This is a genomic window from Paenibacillus sp. FSL W7-1279 (assembly GCF_037969845.1).
Classification (GTDB): Bacteria; Bacillota; Bacilli; order Paenibacillales; family Paenibacillaceae; genus Paenibacillus_AQ.
In genome coordinates this window covers 4,137,119-4,152,580 of the sequence record NZ_CP150215.1, presented here as the reverse complement: position 1 = coordinate 4,152,580, position 15,462 = coordinate 4,137,119, and the positions used below count along the sequence as shown (strand labels likewise).

Here is a 15,462-nt window from a genome sequence, read left to right as displayed (position 1 = left end):
AACTTTCGATGTGGTGATCATTGGAAGCGTCGACGGGTTTCACAACCGCAACCAGAAACTATAACGGAAAGAGAGATGGAAGTTATGAATGATTTTTTTAATGAGGCTATTTGGGAAAAGGCTTGGAAAGAACATGGCGAACGTGTTGTGAACAAGATGAAAAAGGCCGGAACCGACCCGACCCGTGCCTTTGATCACAAGGCGAAGACTTTCAATGAGCAATCGTTTAATGAAGAGGGAAGAAAACGGACCACACGGATCATGAATTGGATTGAAGGACAAGGAGTTCAATTCAACAACGCGTCTGTGCTGGACATTGGCGCCGCTTCGGGAGTATTCTCGGTGCCGTTTGCAGAGCGGGGGGCCCGCGTTACTGCTGTAGAATCCTCTCTACCCTTGATCGAACTGCTGAAGGAAAATATCACAAAATTCGCCGATGACCAGGTAAAGATTGTGCCCGAACCTTTTGAAGATATTGACGTGCTGGCTAGAGACTGGAGTAATGCCTTTGATCTGGTTTTTGTCTCGATGTGTCCGGTCATTCTGGATTGGGATAGCGTCGAAAAGATTCTACAATGCGCCCGGGATTATTGTTATATCAGTATGCCGGCAGGCTCCATGGAAATCAGTTTGGTGAATGAAATCTGGCCGCTCATCACCGGTCAGCCCTTCCAATCGAAGCACTTGGAGTTCGGATATTTGCTTCATCTGCTGTATCTCAAAGGCTATTCCTATGAGTCTCTTATAACACGGGAAACGAAAACGACGGAAGTTACAAGAAAAGCGGCGTTAGAGGAAATGATGAACTGGCTTCGCAGTCACAGTCTGGCTACAGATGAGCAGAATCGGAAATTGGTTGCAGACTATTTGGAACAAGCGTACCCGTCCGGCAAAGTAACGATTCGACAGAGTGGTCGTTATGGCAAAGTACTGGTTCGAATGCAGGATCTAAGCATGTACACAAGAAAAATTTGAAGGGATGATGATGATGGCGATTCAACACGCAACAGATTCTACTTTTAAAGGGATGATCCAAACCGACGGAGTAACCGTAGTGAATTTTTGGGCTTCCTGGTGTGGTCCGTGCAGAATGTTTGCACCTGTTCTTGAGGAATTTGAAAGGGAGGCAAAAGATTCCATTAAAGTAGTTAAGGTAAATGTAGACGAAAACCCGGCGACGTCTTCCCAATTTCAGATTATGAGCATACCGACCACCCTTGTTTTCAAAGATGGGAAGCTTCTATATAAAGAAGCGGGCATATTGCCGAAACATGTCTTGAAACAACGCACTGCCTTTTAGGCTTTCCCATATTCGTAGTGACTCGAGTATTGATCTCCATGTAATATAAATAGGAACAGATGGGAGATGAGGAACGATGTTGAAATTAGTAAAGGCGTTGCTGGTGGGATTGAGCATAACTGTATTTGGTTTGGATTCTGGAAATGTACAATCTTCCCCCGTGTCGGCAGCCGGTACTGAGTACTATGTAGCTACCGACGGGAGTGACTCCAATCCAGGGACGATGATTGCGCCTTGGAAGACGCTGCAGCATGCGGCTGAGGAGGCTGATCCGGGCAGCTTGATTTACGTTCGGGGCGGCGTATATAATCAAAAACTCAAGATAACACGTTCCGGTACAGCCTCGCAGGGTCCCATAACTTTCAAGAACTATGGTTCAGAGAAAGCTATCATCGATGGTACTGGACTTTCAGTCAACGGGATCGAAGGGCTTGTCGAGCTAACCAATGTGAATTACATTACGATTCAAGGCTTGGAGATTCGCAACTTTACAACGACTTCCAGAAACGCGGTTCCTGTTGGAATTTATGTTCAAGGTTCTGGCGGCATTATAAATCTGACGAATAACAAAATCCATGATATCAAGAGCACAGTCACACCTATCGGCAGCGATTTGCTTGGCAGAGATGCTCATGGTATCGCCGTATACGGCACCAAAGCTCCGGAATCGCTTCATGACATTACGATTCACGGGAATGAGCTGTACAATCTAATCTTGGGTTCCAGTGAAACACTGGTGCTGAATGGTAATGTAGATACGTTTAAAGTAACGGACAATCTCATTCACGATAACGACAACATCGGGATCGATATTATCGGTTTCGAGGGAACTGCGCCGGAAGAAGCATACGACCAGGCCCGAAATGGTTTGGTGAAAGGCAATCGGGTATATAATATTTCCTCCAACAACAATCCTTCTTATGGGAAAAAACTCCCGAATAACAGTAATGCAGCCGGTGGTATTTATGTTGATGGCGGTAAAGACAGCATTATTGAGCAGAACTACAGCAACAACAATGACATCGGCATTGAAATTGCCTCGGAGCATGCGGGCAAATCCACCAGTGATATTACGATCCGAAGCAACGTGGTGCACAATAACCGGTTGACGGGCATCGCCATGGGTGGATACGACGACGAACGGGGGTCAACGGTGAATTGCAAGATCGTGAACAACACCGTCTACAATAACGATCTTTTAGGTGAGGGCAGCGGTCAGCTCTATGTGCAGTATGATACGAAGAATAACGTGATTAAGAACAATATCTTTGTGGCCAGTTCAACGGGTGTGCTGATCTACAATGAATATACAAAAAATTCAGGTAACGTGGTGGATTACAATCTATATTTTTCACCAGGCGGTAGCACGGATGCTTTCTGGACATGGAAGAACAAAGATTATGCTGGCTTTTCCGCATATCAAGCGGGAACCGGCAACGATGCGCATTCATTCTTCAAGGATCCTGCATTCGTCAATGCTTCCGGAGGCAACTTTCATCTTCAATCTTCGTCCCCAGCGATTGATGCCGGTTCGACGGATAACGGGATCATCGGTACCCAGGACATTGACGGGCAGCCAAGAGTGCAAGGGGCCGATGTGAACATTGGCGCAGATGAGTAATGTTATGCTTTTTAGAAACGAGTAACAGAGTTGGAATGTTAAGAGAGACTAATAATAGGCTGTTTCGGCAGCAATCGTATGTTCTTATGTGGACAACGTTGTATTATTTTAAGCTAACATCTTCGAACCCATCAACTGTCGCCAATTTTGGCGGCTTTTTTGTCTTCCTGTTATTACTTTTCCCCAATATGTTTTATGAGCTTAGTTTCTTGACATATTTTTGTTAACTGGTAAACTATAATTGTTGAATGGTTAACAATATTCTCAAAGGAGGTGACTCCCATGATCTCAAATAAACGTAAAGAAGCGATTGAAGCTGTCCAACATTTCATTATGAATAGAGAGAAAAGTTTAAGGGCTCGGAACACGTCGATTGAGAGTGCTGTTGGTTCAGATTCAGTAAAAAACTGGTCCATGACGCAACTTCACATCTTATCTTTAGTAAAGCGTCACCCATGTCAATTAAATAATACGTCTTTAGCAACGGAATTAAATTTATCAAAATCCGCTATAACCAAAGCCATAAATACATTGATTCAACACGATTTAGTCGTGACTGCAAAGAAAACGGACAATCTTAAAGAAATTTATTATGAGGCTACAGATCAAGGGAAGCAGTTGGCTGCAGAGCACGATAAGCTGCATCAGCACGCTGAAGAGAAGTACTACGAACTGTTCAGTCATTTTAATGATAACGAAATCGATGTGATTATTCGCTTTCTTAATACGTGGCTGCTGATGACTTCGGAATCCAAATAACTCTGTAGGAGATGACCAAAATGAACAAGCAGGAAGCTATTCGTTTTATATCGCAAATGTATAACGACATTATAGTTAATTTTGATTTTGTTAAAATACCCGATTATTTTCATAACCAATACTATCAAGTGACTGATGGCAAAAAGATAAACTTGGAAGCATTTAAGGATCATCTAACTGCATTAAAAGCTACAGTAGACAAAATTACCGTTTCTCCATTTTACGATACCCTCTATGACGAAGAGCTTCAAACTTTGACATTGCGATACACCGTAGATGTTACCAAGAAAAGCGGAACCCGGGGATTAATTGAGCTTATCGCGATTTTTGAAATAAAAAACGGCAAGATTGTTCGTTGTAATGAAATCTCGCATGCCCTTCATCATGTTAACGAGTTTAAGGAACTTGCAAGCATTTCTTCTCCAGTTGTTTAATCTTGGTGTCCTGGAGCGCAATTAACACTGTCGGTATTATTACCGGCAGTCTTTTTGACTCATGATCTAAGGAGTGGATAAGGATATTGAAAGTTGAAAGGAACGTGTTTTATGAATCTATAGCCCGAAGGAGCCATTTTCATTTATAGATAATTAAGAGAAAATGAGAAAACATATGACCAAATCTCGTATGATGGCTAGAACAAAAATAGAAGGGAGGTCGTTTGAACAATGAATAAAACGGGAGTATGGCTGTTTTTTGCATGGACTGTATCAGCTGTGGCAACTAGCGGAAGTTTGTTTCTTAGTGAAGTATGGCATTTTACGCCATGCGTCTTATGTTGGTACCAAAGGATCTTCATGTATCCATTAGTCATTGTCTTGGGAATCGCGGCATATCGGCAAAAGACGCACATTGTCCCATACATCCTACCCCTTGTCATCATTGGCGCAGGCATATCTACATATCATAGTATCATTCAAAAACTCCCCAAAGAGTCAGATATTGCCGCATGCGGGCCGGTGTCCTGCTTGAATGACTATTTGAATTGGTTCGGTTGGTTGACCATTCCGATGCTGGCATTTGCCGCATTCGTGCTCATCGCCGTGGCTCTATTGCTGGCCCTCCGCTCGCAGAAGCAACATACAAACCAGCGATGAAAGCTGCTCTTATTATATGACCTGTAACAGCCGTCCTTAGGGTCGGCTGTTTTCAATCAACAATGAATGGTAGGGATCCAGTTTTTATATCTTGCGGTCTTATTCCATAACCCTATGCTCCAATAACGAGCTTGTGATACATTACATAAAAATCATGTCGAGGAGATGGAATCTGATATGCATAAAGTCATACATCCAAAAATTCATTATTTCGGGACTTCGGTCGTGTTGATAAGTACCATCAACGAAGATGGCACACCCAACCTGGCTCCGATGTCCTCAGCCTGGTGGCTCAATCAATCATGCATGCTTGGTATGAGCAGCAAGTCTCAGACTGTTCAAAATATCATTCGTGAAGGGGAGTGCGTGCTTAATCTCCCGTCGACTGACTTGATTCCCGCAGTTGAGCGTCTGACCCTGTTAACAGGTCGCAACCCGGTCCCTGAGTCGAAAGCAGCAAGGGGGTATCAGTTTGAGGCGAATAAATTCGGTGTCGCAGGGTTAACACCACTTCCGTCCCAGCTCGTTCAAGCGCCGCGTGTGAAAGAATGCCCTGTCCATCTGGAAGCCAGTTTTGTTAAGCTCCATCCTTTTGAAGAACCAAGCTCACTTGTTGCTATCGAAGTGCGCATCGATAAAGTGCATGTCGAGGCAGATCTTCTTATGGATGCCCATTCAAACTATGTTGATCCTTCGAAATGGAATCCGATGATTATGAATTTTTGCGAATATTTCGGTCTAAGCGAGCAATTGTCCTCATCAAAATTAGCGCCGGTATTCGGACCTGATTCAGTAGAATAGCTATTCTTAATATTCGTGCACCTTCATACAATGAATGGATGTGCGATCCTATGAAGAACGGCGTATATTGTCCGGCCGGGAAGGGGGTTGAGAACATGGACTGGACGGGGAGCGGATTACTGTTAGTAGCTCTGACAGGCTTGATGGGGGCGCCGCATTGCCTGGTGATGTGCGGAGGGATCGTTTCTTCTTTGGCCCTTCGAACCAGCAGATCTCCGCTTGCTTCTACGTTAGCCTACAACGCTGGCAGAGTGACAACGTACACGGTGATCGGAGGCTTTATGGGGATGGTGGGCTCCTTCCTGGATGTGGCTGGCAGCTTTGTTGGCTTTCAAGGCGCGGCCAGCATCATTGGAGGTCTGCTCATTCTGCTGTGGACATTTCGTCGGTACACACTGCCCATTTATAACGCGCATCTGCCGAGACATTCTTTGTTGCATCTGAAATTGGAACGACTTGGTCAGAGGTATGAGTTGTTTGCGACTTTTCTAACGGGCCTCCTGCTCGGTTTTCTTCCATGCGGTTTGACCTATGCGATGCACATGAATGCAGCGGCATCCGGATCTGGTCTGGAAGGCCTCTTGATCATGCTGGTATTTGGACTTTCGACTTTTCCCATTCTACTCCTAACGGCGCTGTCCGCCGGCAGTTTAACGAAAAAGTGGCGCAGAGGAATGCGTAAACTCGGCGGATTTCTGGCCTTTTTAATGGGAGTGCTTTCCATTTTAAAAGGAATTAGCGCCAACGGATGGATCCCGGGAATTCACCCATGGTTATGGTAAGCAGGACTAGCGAACGTTGAACAACGTCCTCACCGTGACATTTTGATCCTCCCAACGAAGGACCGCTTCCGCTTGCCAAAGTCCTTGCATAACAGGTACGGCCGTTGCGCTGTATACACCCGGCTTTGATTCGACAATCTCGGCGGGGAACACACCACAAAACATATCGGGCATCTTGAGGTTTAGTTTAATATCGGCATTAGCAATGGGCTTCTCAGGCAGCTCGGTAATGAAAACCTGGAAGGTCGTTTCTTTCATGGGTTCTGCGACAGATTGAACGGTTTGTATTTCCATGCGAAGCTGCCCATCGGTATACAGGTTTTCTACTTTGGAACGATCATGAACCTGCCGGTAAAGAATCATAGCCGCGATTATAAAAAGCAACAACAAAGCCATGCCCCATCTTGTCTTCATGATATCCCTTCTTTCGCCTGAAAACATGAGTATTCTCTCATAGGTATGTAAAAAAAGGTCAGAACATGCACATATGGATGACAAGAAATACCGGTCCGGACCCTCTACAACTTTCTAGGGATGTAGGAACTTCCCTGTGAAATGGCTGCGGAGGTTTTTTTGTGCCAAATGAACTTTTATCTTAATGCACCATTAAGTTTCCCGTAGGCTCCGCTTTTGATGCCAACCAGGGGCGTTTAATTACAATGTGGATAAATTGGCCATGATAACAAAGGTGAATCGCAATATGGGGTCATTTTCTATTTGAATACAAAAGCGTAGAAACCAAGACATATCATTATATATTGAAAAAAAAACTTGATGGGAGAAATAAAAAACTCTCTTGCATAAGAAAATCCTCTTGTATTAGAATTGTGTGGGGATCGTATATGTTGAGAATATATAGTTGCTTCTCCGATCGACATCATTTTCATATTAGGAGGAACAACATGGAAGTCTTTGCAGAATATTTAGCACACATTGATAACCCTGAACATCGTGAACGTACGGAAGAGGTTTTGGCTTGGGTAACTAAAAAATTTCCGGAATTAATGCCGAAAATGGCGTGGAATCAGCCTATGTTTACCGACCACGGCACATTTATCATCGGCTTTAGCATTGCCAAACAACATTTGGCTGTTGCACCTGAAAGAGTAGTGATTCAGCATTTTTCTGATGAAATTGTACAGGCTGGCTATGATCACACCAAAGAGTTAGTACGTATCCGGTGGGAAAGACCGGTGGACTTCTCATTACTTGAGAAAATGATCGAGTTTAATATTATGGATAAGGCTGACTGTACAACTTTTTGGCGAAAATAGCAAAAAAAGAATGTATAGGAAAATCCCCTTTGAAAAGGGGATTTTTGATGCTGGCTTCGGGAAGTCGCCAAGCTGACCGTGGGTCTGAAAATTTGGCCTGAAATGAATGAAACGAGACGTTACTTGACAACGTAATAACGAAAGGAAGTCATGGAACAATCAAAACTGGGGAAAAACCTCTGCTCTTTAAAGTGGAGATTAGATGTTTTCAGCCAGAAGTTTAACCATGAACATCGCACATATAGAGAGGGGAAGTACTGTTGGAATCAATTTGGCTAGAGTATGCATGGGCATTACTAATTCTTATTGGATTGGAAGGTTTACTATCGGCGGATAATGCCCTTGTGTTGGCAGTTATCGCGAAGCACTTACCGGAGGACCAGAAGAAGAAAGCGATCAATTACGGGATCATTATGGCTTTTGTTTTTCGCTTCGCGGCTTTATTTGCGATATCGTTTATTGCGAACGTCTGGCAAATACAGGCGATTGGAGCTGCTTATCTTCTATACCTCGGATTAAAGCACATCATCAAAGCACGTTTCGGTAAGGAAAATAAAAATATTCGCGAGGACATAAAGAAAGATGCTGCCGGTAAAGGCTTCTGGCCAACGGTAAGCAAAATTGCGATTGCGGATCTGGCCTTTGCGATTGATTCCATTCTTGCTGCTGTGGCTCTGGCACTGGGTCTCCCGGATTCACCGCTTCCGGATTTCGGTGGCATGGACGGAGGTCAATTCTTGGTTGTTGTGCTTGGCGGAATCGCCGGGCTCATTCTGATCAAATTTGCAGCCACATGGTTTGTTAAGCTGCTTGCTCAACGGCCAGCGCTGGAGACCACGGCTTATGCAATCGTGGCATGGGTCGGTGTCAAGCTCGCTGTGATTACCTTAGCCCATGAAGATATTGGGGTGTTAGATCACCATTTCCCACATAGCACAGTCTGGACCATAATCTTCTATGGTGTCTTGGTGGCGATAGCCCTTCTCGGTTGGTTTGCACCTGGTAAAAGCAAACAATCACAGACCGAGCAACTATAGTTCCGTCTTTCGATCATAGTTGACAGATGGCCTTCCCTTAAGGGATGGCCATTTTTGCATGCCTGTCTAAAATTCAATATGAGCAAAATTATGGATTGACATGACACGAAGTAGTTTCCTATAATCATTGTGTCACTAAATGGTGTCCAATTAGTATATGCTTATACATACCACACTTCAGCCCACTCTTCATATTACAAAACAGGTTGCGTTTGAACCCAGATCGGAAGGATGTTAGCCATGAGCGAATCGAATCAGGAATATATCGTAATCTCGGCTGCGAGGGAAAACAATCTCAAGAACGTATCCTTGCGCATTCCCAAGCGGAAGATCACGATATTCACCGGGGTATCCGGATCCGGCAAGTCATCGATCGTCTTCGATACGATTGCCGCAGAATCCACGCGTTTGCTGAATGAGAACTTCAGTATGTTCGTGCGTAACTTTCTTCCTCGTTATCCGCAGCCAGATGCGGACGCGATCGAGAATCTGAGCATGGCTGTAATCGTTGATCAGAAGCGGCTAGGCGGCGGTTCCCATTCCACGATGGGCACGATTACCGATATTTCTCCCATTCTCCGTCTTCTCTTTTCCCGAGTGGGACAGCCTTATGTCGGACAAGCGAACATGTTCTCGTTTAACGATCCGCAAGGCATGTGTCCCGAATGTAACGGGATTGGTCGGAAATTAGGCGTCGATATGAGCAGGGCGCTGGATATGTCAAAGTCGCTCAACGAAGGGGCTATTATGCTGCCGGACTATTCGGTGAACGGCTGGGAGTGGAACATGATCGTGCAGACCGGGGACTTTGATCTCGATAAGAAGCTGAACGACTATTCGGATGATGAACTGGATCAGCTGCTGTACGCCAAGGCAAGGAAAGTAAAGATGGACTTCGCCGGCAAGGCAACGAATATTACAGTAGAAGGCGTCATTGAGAAGTTCACGAATAAATACATCAAGCAGGATGTGAAGACGAAGTCCGAGCGCACACAAAAAGCTGTTGCACCCTACATTTCAGAGGGCCCGTGTTCCAGCTGCCGCGGTGCCAGACTAAGTCAGGCAGCCCTTAGCTGCAGGATCAATGGACTCAACATTGCGGAAATGTCCTCCATGGAAGTTGGTCAGCTCATTCGAGTTATCCGGGAGATTGACAACGCGGTCGCAGCGCCGATGGTGAAGTCACTAACGGAGCGGCTGCAGCATCTGGTGGATATCGGGCTTGACTACCTGACGCTGGATCGCGAAACGGACACTTTGTCCGGCGGCGAGTCGCAGCGCGTCAAGATGGTGAAGCACCTGAGCGGCAGTCTGGTAGATGTCACCTACATCTTCGATGAGCCCAGCGTGGGCCTACACCCCCGTGATGTACACCGGTTAAATGAATTGCTTCAGAAACTGCGCGACAAGGGCAATACCGTGATTGTTGTCGAGCATGATCCCGATGTGATCAAGGTGGCGGATCATATCGTAGACGTAGGACCTCACGCCGGCAGCCGCGGCGGGACGATCGTATATGAAGGAAGCTTCGAAGGCTTATTGGAGGCAGGCACGCTGACAGGCACTCATATGAAGCGGCCGCTGCAGCTGAAACAAGATTGCAGGCAACCCTCCGGCAAGCTATCTATCCAGGATGCCACACTTCACAACCTTCAGAACGTGAGTTTAGATATTCCAACCGGCGTGCTGACCGTCGTTACTGGCGTTGCAGGCTCTGGCAAGAGTACGCTGATTAACGAAGTATTCCTCAGCCACCATCCGGATGCGATTGTCATTGACCAATCGGCGGTAGGCGTGTCAACACGCTCGAATCCTGCAACCTATACGGGCATAATGGACGATGTTCGCAAAGCGTTTGCTTCTGCAAACAAGGTCAATCAAGGTTTGTTCAGCTTCAACTCCAAAGGGGCTTGCGATAACTGTCAAGGGCTGGGTGTAGTGTATACAGATCTTGCATTCCTCGAGAACGTGAAGCTGCCATGCGAAGTATGCGGAGGCAGACGGTTTAAGGAAGAGGTGCTCGAGTACAAATTAAACGGCAAATCCATTGCAGAAGTGCTGGAGATGACGGTGGAGCAGGCATTGGAATTTTTTGAACTAAAAGAGGTTGTGCGCAAGCTGCAAGCAATGAGTGATGTAGGGCTGAACTATATTACACTCGGCCAGCCGCTCAGTACGCTCTCAGGCGGGGAATGCCAGCGGATCAAGCTGGCAAGCGAGCTGTATAAGAAGGGGAGCATCTACGTGATGGATGAGCCGACGACGGGCCTACATATGTCAGATATCGGTGACCTGCTTGGGATCATGAACCGTCTCGTGGATGCAGGCAATACGGTGATCGTCATCGAGCATAACCTCGACGTGATCAGTCAAGCGGATTGGATTATCGATATGGGACCGGACGGGGGGAGCCGGGGTGGCCAAGTGGTATTCGAGGGCACACCTTCGAAGATCATCCATGCGGAGCAGTCGATCACGGGAAGATATTTGATGTAATCTTAACCCACTTGTGTCTGCCATATAAGAAGGAGAGGGAAACTATGACGAAACCATTAATTGTCGGAGATGCCGAACATGAATTGGCTCAAACGCGCCGAATCCTGGAGTGTTTACCCGAGGAGCATATGACCTGGAAGCCCCACGTAAAATCAATGACATTAGGCGGGCTCGCCACGCATCTGATCAACCTGCTGAACTGGCAAGTCGCGATTCTTCTATACCCGGAATTCGATCTTTCATCCGTGCCGATTCGGCGGGAAGCTTTGGAAAGACGCGAAGACGTGCTGGAGGAATTTGACGCGAACGTTATACAGATTAATAAGCTGTTAGCCGAATGCGACGAGAAATCGCTCGCCGAGGAATGGACCTTGCGGAACGGCGACCATATTCTCCAGCGTCAACCACGTGCAATCGCGCTTCGCACTTTCGGCTTAAGTCACATGGTTCACCACCGGGCGCAGCTCGGAGTTTATCTACGGCTGCTTGATGTTCCGGTGCCGGGCATGTACGGTCCCTCAGCCGATGAGGAAGGCAAGTGAAGTAAGGAAAGTCGCAGGACATGGTCAGAGGATGAGGACATATGAAGTCGCGGAAATCGCGACTTTTTTTGTCAGCCGATATGGACAAGAAAATATATTCCGAAATCGGGCGTTATCGTATGCGACGATTGGGTTAAAGAAGTGAGCAATCTGAAAGAAATCCATGAATGAATAACCTGCTATGATCGAAAACAGGAGCACTCGTCGAAGTGGTGGGGCCTCAAGGTTTTACGATGACTAGTCAGCAGTTTGATTTGAAACCGGGTGGCACATGGGAGTTTATTATGCACGGTCCTGTTGGCGTTGATTTTCCCAACACCAACGTGTTTGTTGAGGTCGTTAAACCCGAGCGAATCGTTATCAAACATGCCGTGTTTCCGCATTTTCTGGCGTCAGTAAGCGTTGAGGAACTGGAAGGTAAGACACATTTGACGTATCAAACCGTTTTTGAGGAAACGGTCGCTGTATTCGATAAGGTGAAAACCTATGCCGTTTCAGGTGTCGAACAGACCATGGACCGTCTTGAGGAACATCTGGCAATATGTCTTGACACTAACGGCAAACGCTGGTTCCGAGCCCGATTTAATCAGCATGCAAAAGCTGCTATTGGCGGCTTTTTGGTTAAATGAAATGGTACTTTACGTCGTGAGTAGATTCGAATATTGAATATGTAAATTCAGTCTTAAGGAGGAGGTCAACGATGATGAAGTCCGTATAATAAGGATTGGAAAGGAGAGACATACCACTACTCAAGCTGGCATTTTTATAGACAAATTGGAGGTTGAAAAGATTGAATAGGCACGACACAAGCACTACTGCACCAAGCCTTCTTCGCAATCGGTTCCTGCAGACGATTTTATTATCAAGCGTGCTTCTGCAGATCGGAATCTGGGTACGTAATTTTGCTATCCTCCTGTATGTAGCGGATAGAACCAATAATGATCCATACGCTATTTCGCTAATCAGCGTAGCAGAATTTGCCCCGATATTTGTTTTTTCGTTCATCGGAGGTACATTTGCGGACCGATGGAAGCCAAAGCGAACGATGATCTGGTGCGATTTATTATCCGCGGTATCGGTATTCGTAGTGCTTCTGACCATCCATTACGGTTCATGGCAATCCGTCTACCTTGTCGCATTCATCTCAGCTATTCTTTCGCAGTTCTCTCAACCTTCAAGTATGCGATTGTTTAAGTATCACGTGTCTGAAGAACAACTGCAGCAAGGGATGGCTTTGTTCCAATCGCTGATGGCCATCTTCATGGTCCTTGGCCCTATGCTTGGTACATTTGTTTACAGCACGTTTGGCCTTGAAACATCGATCGCTGTAATGGGCGTAGTTTTTCTGTTATCCGCGCTCGTCCTGATTCGCCTGCCGGAGGATGATATGAAATCTCAAACAGCCGCCGTAAAAGGGCAATTCCGTAAAGATTTCGTTGAAGGCTTCCGCTATGTTTGGCAAAGTCAAGTGCTGCGCATGCTCGGGCTTGCGTTTATTCTCGCCGGACTCGCTGTTGGCGTAGCCCAAGCGCTCAACCTGTTTATCGTAACGGAGCGGCTGGGCAGGAGCGAGGAGTTCCTGCAATATCTGCTAATGGTGAATGGCGCAGCCATGCTCATCGGGGGCGGGATCGTGGCCGTCTTCGCGAAGCGGGTTCCGCCGCAGGTTCTTCTTGCCATAGGCATGCTGGCAGGGGCGGTCTGTACAACCATTGTGGGGTATTCCACTAGTGTTCCGGTCACGCTGACCGTTCAATTTCTAAATGGGCTTGTTTTTCCTTGCATTCATATCGGGATCAGTACCATGATCCTGAAATGGTCGCATGCTTCCATTGTCGGTCGGGTGAATGGGGTTCTGAATCCGATGTTTGTTGGGATGATGGTCATTTCCATGTCTTTCGCGGGCGCATTAAAGGACGCCTTTTCGCTGAGTACGATCTATAGCGGAGCAGGATTACTATTTCTTCTTGGCTCACTCGTCATGGTGCCGATCATGAACCAAAAAGCGCCGGAACATGTACTTACTGCACAAGAGACATAATCTCGCACGATCGATAAGGTTATGTGAAGAAGGGCCGGCTAAAAAAATAGTCGGTTCTCCCTCATTCCCACGGGGGGAACTTCCAGCACAAATACCTTTACGAATCGGGATGGTTAGAGCATATGCGCAGCCGAAGTCGCGAAAATCGCGGCTTTTTTAATTATGGCTTTAGCCAGTTGAGTGCGTGAAACGCGCGAAACAAAAAACCACCCGCTATGAACTGCACCCCAATTGTTAGACACCATCTAACATTGGAGGTGCAGTTTTTTCTATGGCTAATTTTAGTTCGGACGAAAAATTACAAGCAGTTATGCGTTATCAAAATGGATCAGAAAGCATGAAATCGATTGCGAAATCACTAGGACTCCATCATACTGTCCTTTTACATTGGATTAGACAATATGAGCATCATGGTGAAGAAGTCTTTAAAAAGCGCTATACACCGTATTCTGTACAGGATAAACTAGACGTACTTCATTATATAAAAGAACATGGGACGTCTATTAGAGAGGCAGCTGCAGTATTTAATATTGCGAGTCATAGTACCATTCTAAGCTGGCAAAGAAGCTTAGAGTTACATGGAATAGATGCCCTACAACCAAAGAAAAAGGGGCGTTCATCCATGAAAAAGGATCCAAAACAACTGAATGATCAAAAGTCTGTAAAGGGGTCGGTAGAGGCTTTACAGAAAGAGATAGAACTTTTGCGTATGGAGAATGCTTATTTAAAAAAGTTGAATACCTTAGTTCAAAACAAGGAAAAATCACCAAACAAGACAAAGCGCAAGTAGTCTATGAACTAAGGAACGAATTTTCGGTGAAAGCACTCCTCCAGCTCGCAGATATCCCACGTAGCACGTATTACTACTGGGTGAATACATTCGGTATGCCGGACAAAGATTCTGAGTTAAAGGACGTTATTCAAGCGATTTATGAGGAGCATCAGGGGCGTTATGGTTATCGCCGTATTCGAGACGAGTTAATGAATCGCGGTCACCATGTGAATCACAAAAAGGTGCAGCGTTTGATGAACGTGTTGGGATTGAAGTGTCTAGTACGCATGAAGAAATATCGTTCATATAAAGGTTTGGTTGGCAAGATTGCATCAAACATTCTAGAGCGTAACTTCTCCGCTGAAAAGCCAAATGAGAAGTGGGTAACGGATATAACAGAGATTAAATTATTTGGAGAAAAACTGTACTTATCCCCCGTGTTAGATCTTTTTAATGGGGAGATTATTACGTATACGATCGGTTCAAGACCCGTCTATTCCCTTGTTTCAACCATGCTAGATCAAGCATTCGATCGACTAACGGATGAAGATACTCTTCTGATTCATTCTGACCAAGGCTGGCATTACCAGATGAAACAGTATCGTCATGCCCTCGAACAACGCGGTGTTAAGCAAAGTATGTCCCGTAAAGGTAACTGTTACGACAACGCGGTCATTGAGAACTTTTTTGGAATCATAAAATCTGAGTTTCTATATATTAATGAATTTGAAAGTATTGAGCAGTTTAAACAAGAACTTTCTACATATATCGATTATTACAATCACAAGCGAATTAAAGCAAAACTAAAAGGCATGAGTCCGGTACAGTACCGAACTCATGCCCAACAAATTGCCTAATAAAATAATATGTCTAACTTTATGGGGTCAGTTCACTATGCGGGTGGAGGGATTAAGGGTTTGACCACTGAGACCATTCCAATAAA

15 protein-coding genes and 1 pseudogene are annotated in these 15,462 nt (G+C 45.6%); 15 read left to right on the top strand and 1 reads right to left on the bottom strand.

The window, feature by feature from the left end; genetic code table 11:
* Window positions 1-84: 84 nt before the first annotated feature.
* From MKY82_RS18375 to MKY82_RS18340, 8 genes are all read left to right on the top strand, one after another.
* Entirely contained in the window at window positions 85-975 is an 891-nt protein-coding gene (locus tag MKY82_RS18375; RefSeq protein ID WP_339294045.1) for a class I SAM-dependent methyltransferase, read from the top strand.
* Window positions 976-988: 13 nt separating this feature from the next.
* The gene (gene trxA / locus MKY82_RS18370) at window positions 989-1,300 is read left to right on the top strand and encodes a thioredoxin (protein ID WP_220687390.1); all 312 of its coding nucleotides are present in this window, start codon (window positions 989-991) and stop codon (window positions 1,298-1,300) included.
* A 76-nt stretch (window positions 1,301-1,376) separates the two neighbouring features.
* Complete coding sequence (locus MKY82_RS18365; RefSeq protein ID WP_339294044.1) at window positions 1,377-2,921, top strand: right-handed parallel beta-helix repeat-containing protein; 1,545 nt, start codon at window positions 1,377-1,379, stop codon at window positions 2,919-2,921.
* Between the two features lie 282 nt (window positions 2,922-3,203).
* On the top strand, window positions 3,204-3,680 hold the full coding sequence (locus MKY82_RS18360; protein WP_339294043.1) for a MarR family transcriptional regulator: 477 nt from the start codon (window positions 3,204-3,206) through the stop codon (window positions 3,678-3,680).
* A 20-nt stretch (window positions 3,681-3,700) separates the two neighbouring features.
* On the top strand, window positions 3,701-4,114 hold the full coding sequence (locus MKY82_RS18355; RefSeq protein WP_220684981.1) for a nuclear transport factor 2 family protein: 414 nt from the start codon (window positions 3,701-3,703) through the stop codon (window positions 4,112-4,114).
* 231 nt (window positions 4,115-4,345) lie between these two features.
* Window positions 4,346-4,774: a disulfide oxidoreductase gene (locus tag MKY82_RS18350; protein ID WP_339217671.1), complete on the top strand. Its 429-nt coding sequence runs from the start codon at window positions 4,346-4,348 to the stop codon at window positions 4,772-4,774.
* Between the two features lie 177 nt (window positions 4,775-4,951).
* Window positions 4,952-5,575, top strand: a complete 624-nt coding sequence (locus tag MKY82_RS18345; protein WP_339217670.1) for a flavin reductase family protein — start codon at window positions 4,952-4,954, stop codon at window positions 5,573-5,575.
* Between the two features lie 95 nt (window positions 5,576-5,670).
* A complete protein-coding gene (locus tag MKY82_RS18340) occupies window positions 5,671-6,357 on the top strand; it encodes a sulfite exporter TauE/SafE family protein (RefSeq protein WP_339296695.1) in 687 nt (228 codons plus the stop codon).
* Between the two features lie 6 nt (window positions 6,358-6,363).
* Here the strand turns inward: MKY82_RS18340 and MKY82_RS18335 are convergent, their stop codons facing one another.
* Window positions 6,364-6,771, bottom strand: a complete 408-nt coding sequence (locus tag MKY82_RS18335) for a FixH family protein (RefSeq protein ID WP_339294042.1) — start codon at window positions 6,769-6,771, stop codon at window positions 6,364-6,366.
* Between the two features lie 488 nt (window positions 6,772-7,259).
* On the opposite strand from MKY82_RS18335, the gene MKY82_RS18330 reads away from it, so the two are divergent.
* From MKY82_RS18330 to MKY82_RS18300, 7 genes and pseudogenes are all read left to right on the top strand, one after another.
* Window positions 7,260-7,631, top strand: a complete 372-nt coding sequence (locus tag MKY82_RS18330) for an iron chaperone (protein ID WP_194543050.1) — start codon at window positions 7,260-7,262, stop codon at window positions 7,629-7,631.
* A 260-nt stretch (window positions 7,632-7,891) separates the two neighbouring features.
* Window positions 7,892-8,668: a TerC family protein gene (locus MKY82_RS18325; RefSeq protein WP_194543049.1), complete on the top strand. Its 777-nt coding sequence runs from the start codon at window positions 7,892-7,894 to the stop codon at window positions 8,666-8,668.
* Between the two features lie 240 nt (window positions 8,669-8,908).
* Window positions 8,909-11,164 carry an excinuclease ABC subunit UvrA gene (locus MKY82_RS18320; protein WP_339294041.1) on the top strand — a complete coding sequence of 752 codons (2,256 nt, stop codon included), beginning with the start codon at window positions 8,909-8,911 and terminating at the stop codon, window positions 11,162-11,164.
* A 44-nt stretch (window positions 11,165-11,208) separates the two neighbouring features.
* Complete coding sequence (locus tag MKY82_RS18315; RefSeq protein WP_339294040.1) at window positions 11,209-11,706, top strand: DinB family protein; 498 nt, start codon at window positions 11,209-11,211, stop codon at window positions 11,704-11,706.
* A gap of 195 nt (window positions 11,707-11,901) precedes the next feature.
* Window positions 11,902-12,245 (top strand): annotated as a pseudogene (locus tag MKY82_RS18310) (SRPBCC domain-containing protein); the annotation flags it as partial.
* A 251-nt stretch (window positions 12,246-12,496) separates the two neighbouring features.
* Entirely contained in the window at window positions 12,497-13,747 is a 1,251-nt protein-coding gene (locus tag MKY82_RS18305; protein WP_339294039.1) for an MFS transporter, read from the top strand.
* A 271-nt stretch (window positions 13,748-14,018) separates the two neighbouring features.
* A protein-coding gene (locus MKY82_RS18300) for an IS3 family transposase (protein ID WP_194543387.1) occupies window positions 14,019-15,376 on the top strand; the annotation gives its coding sequence in 2 pieces (ribosomal slippage) (window positions 14,019-14,472 and window positions 14,472-15,376; 1,359 coding nt in all).
* The last annotated feature ends 86 nt before the right edge of the window (window positions 15,377-15,462 follow it).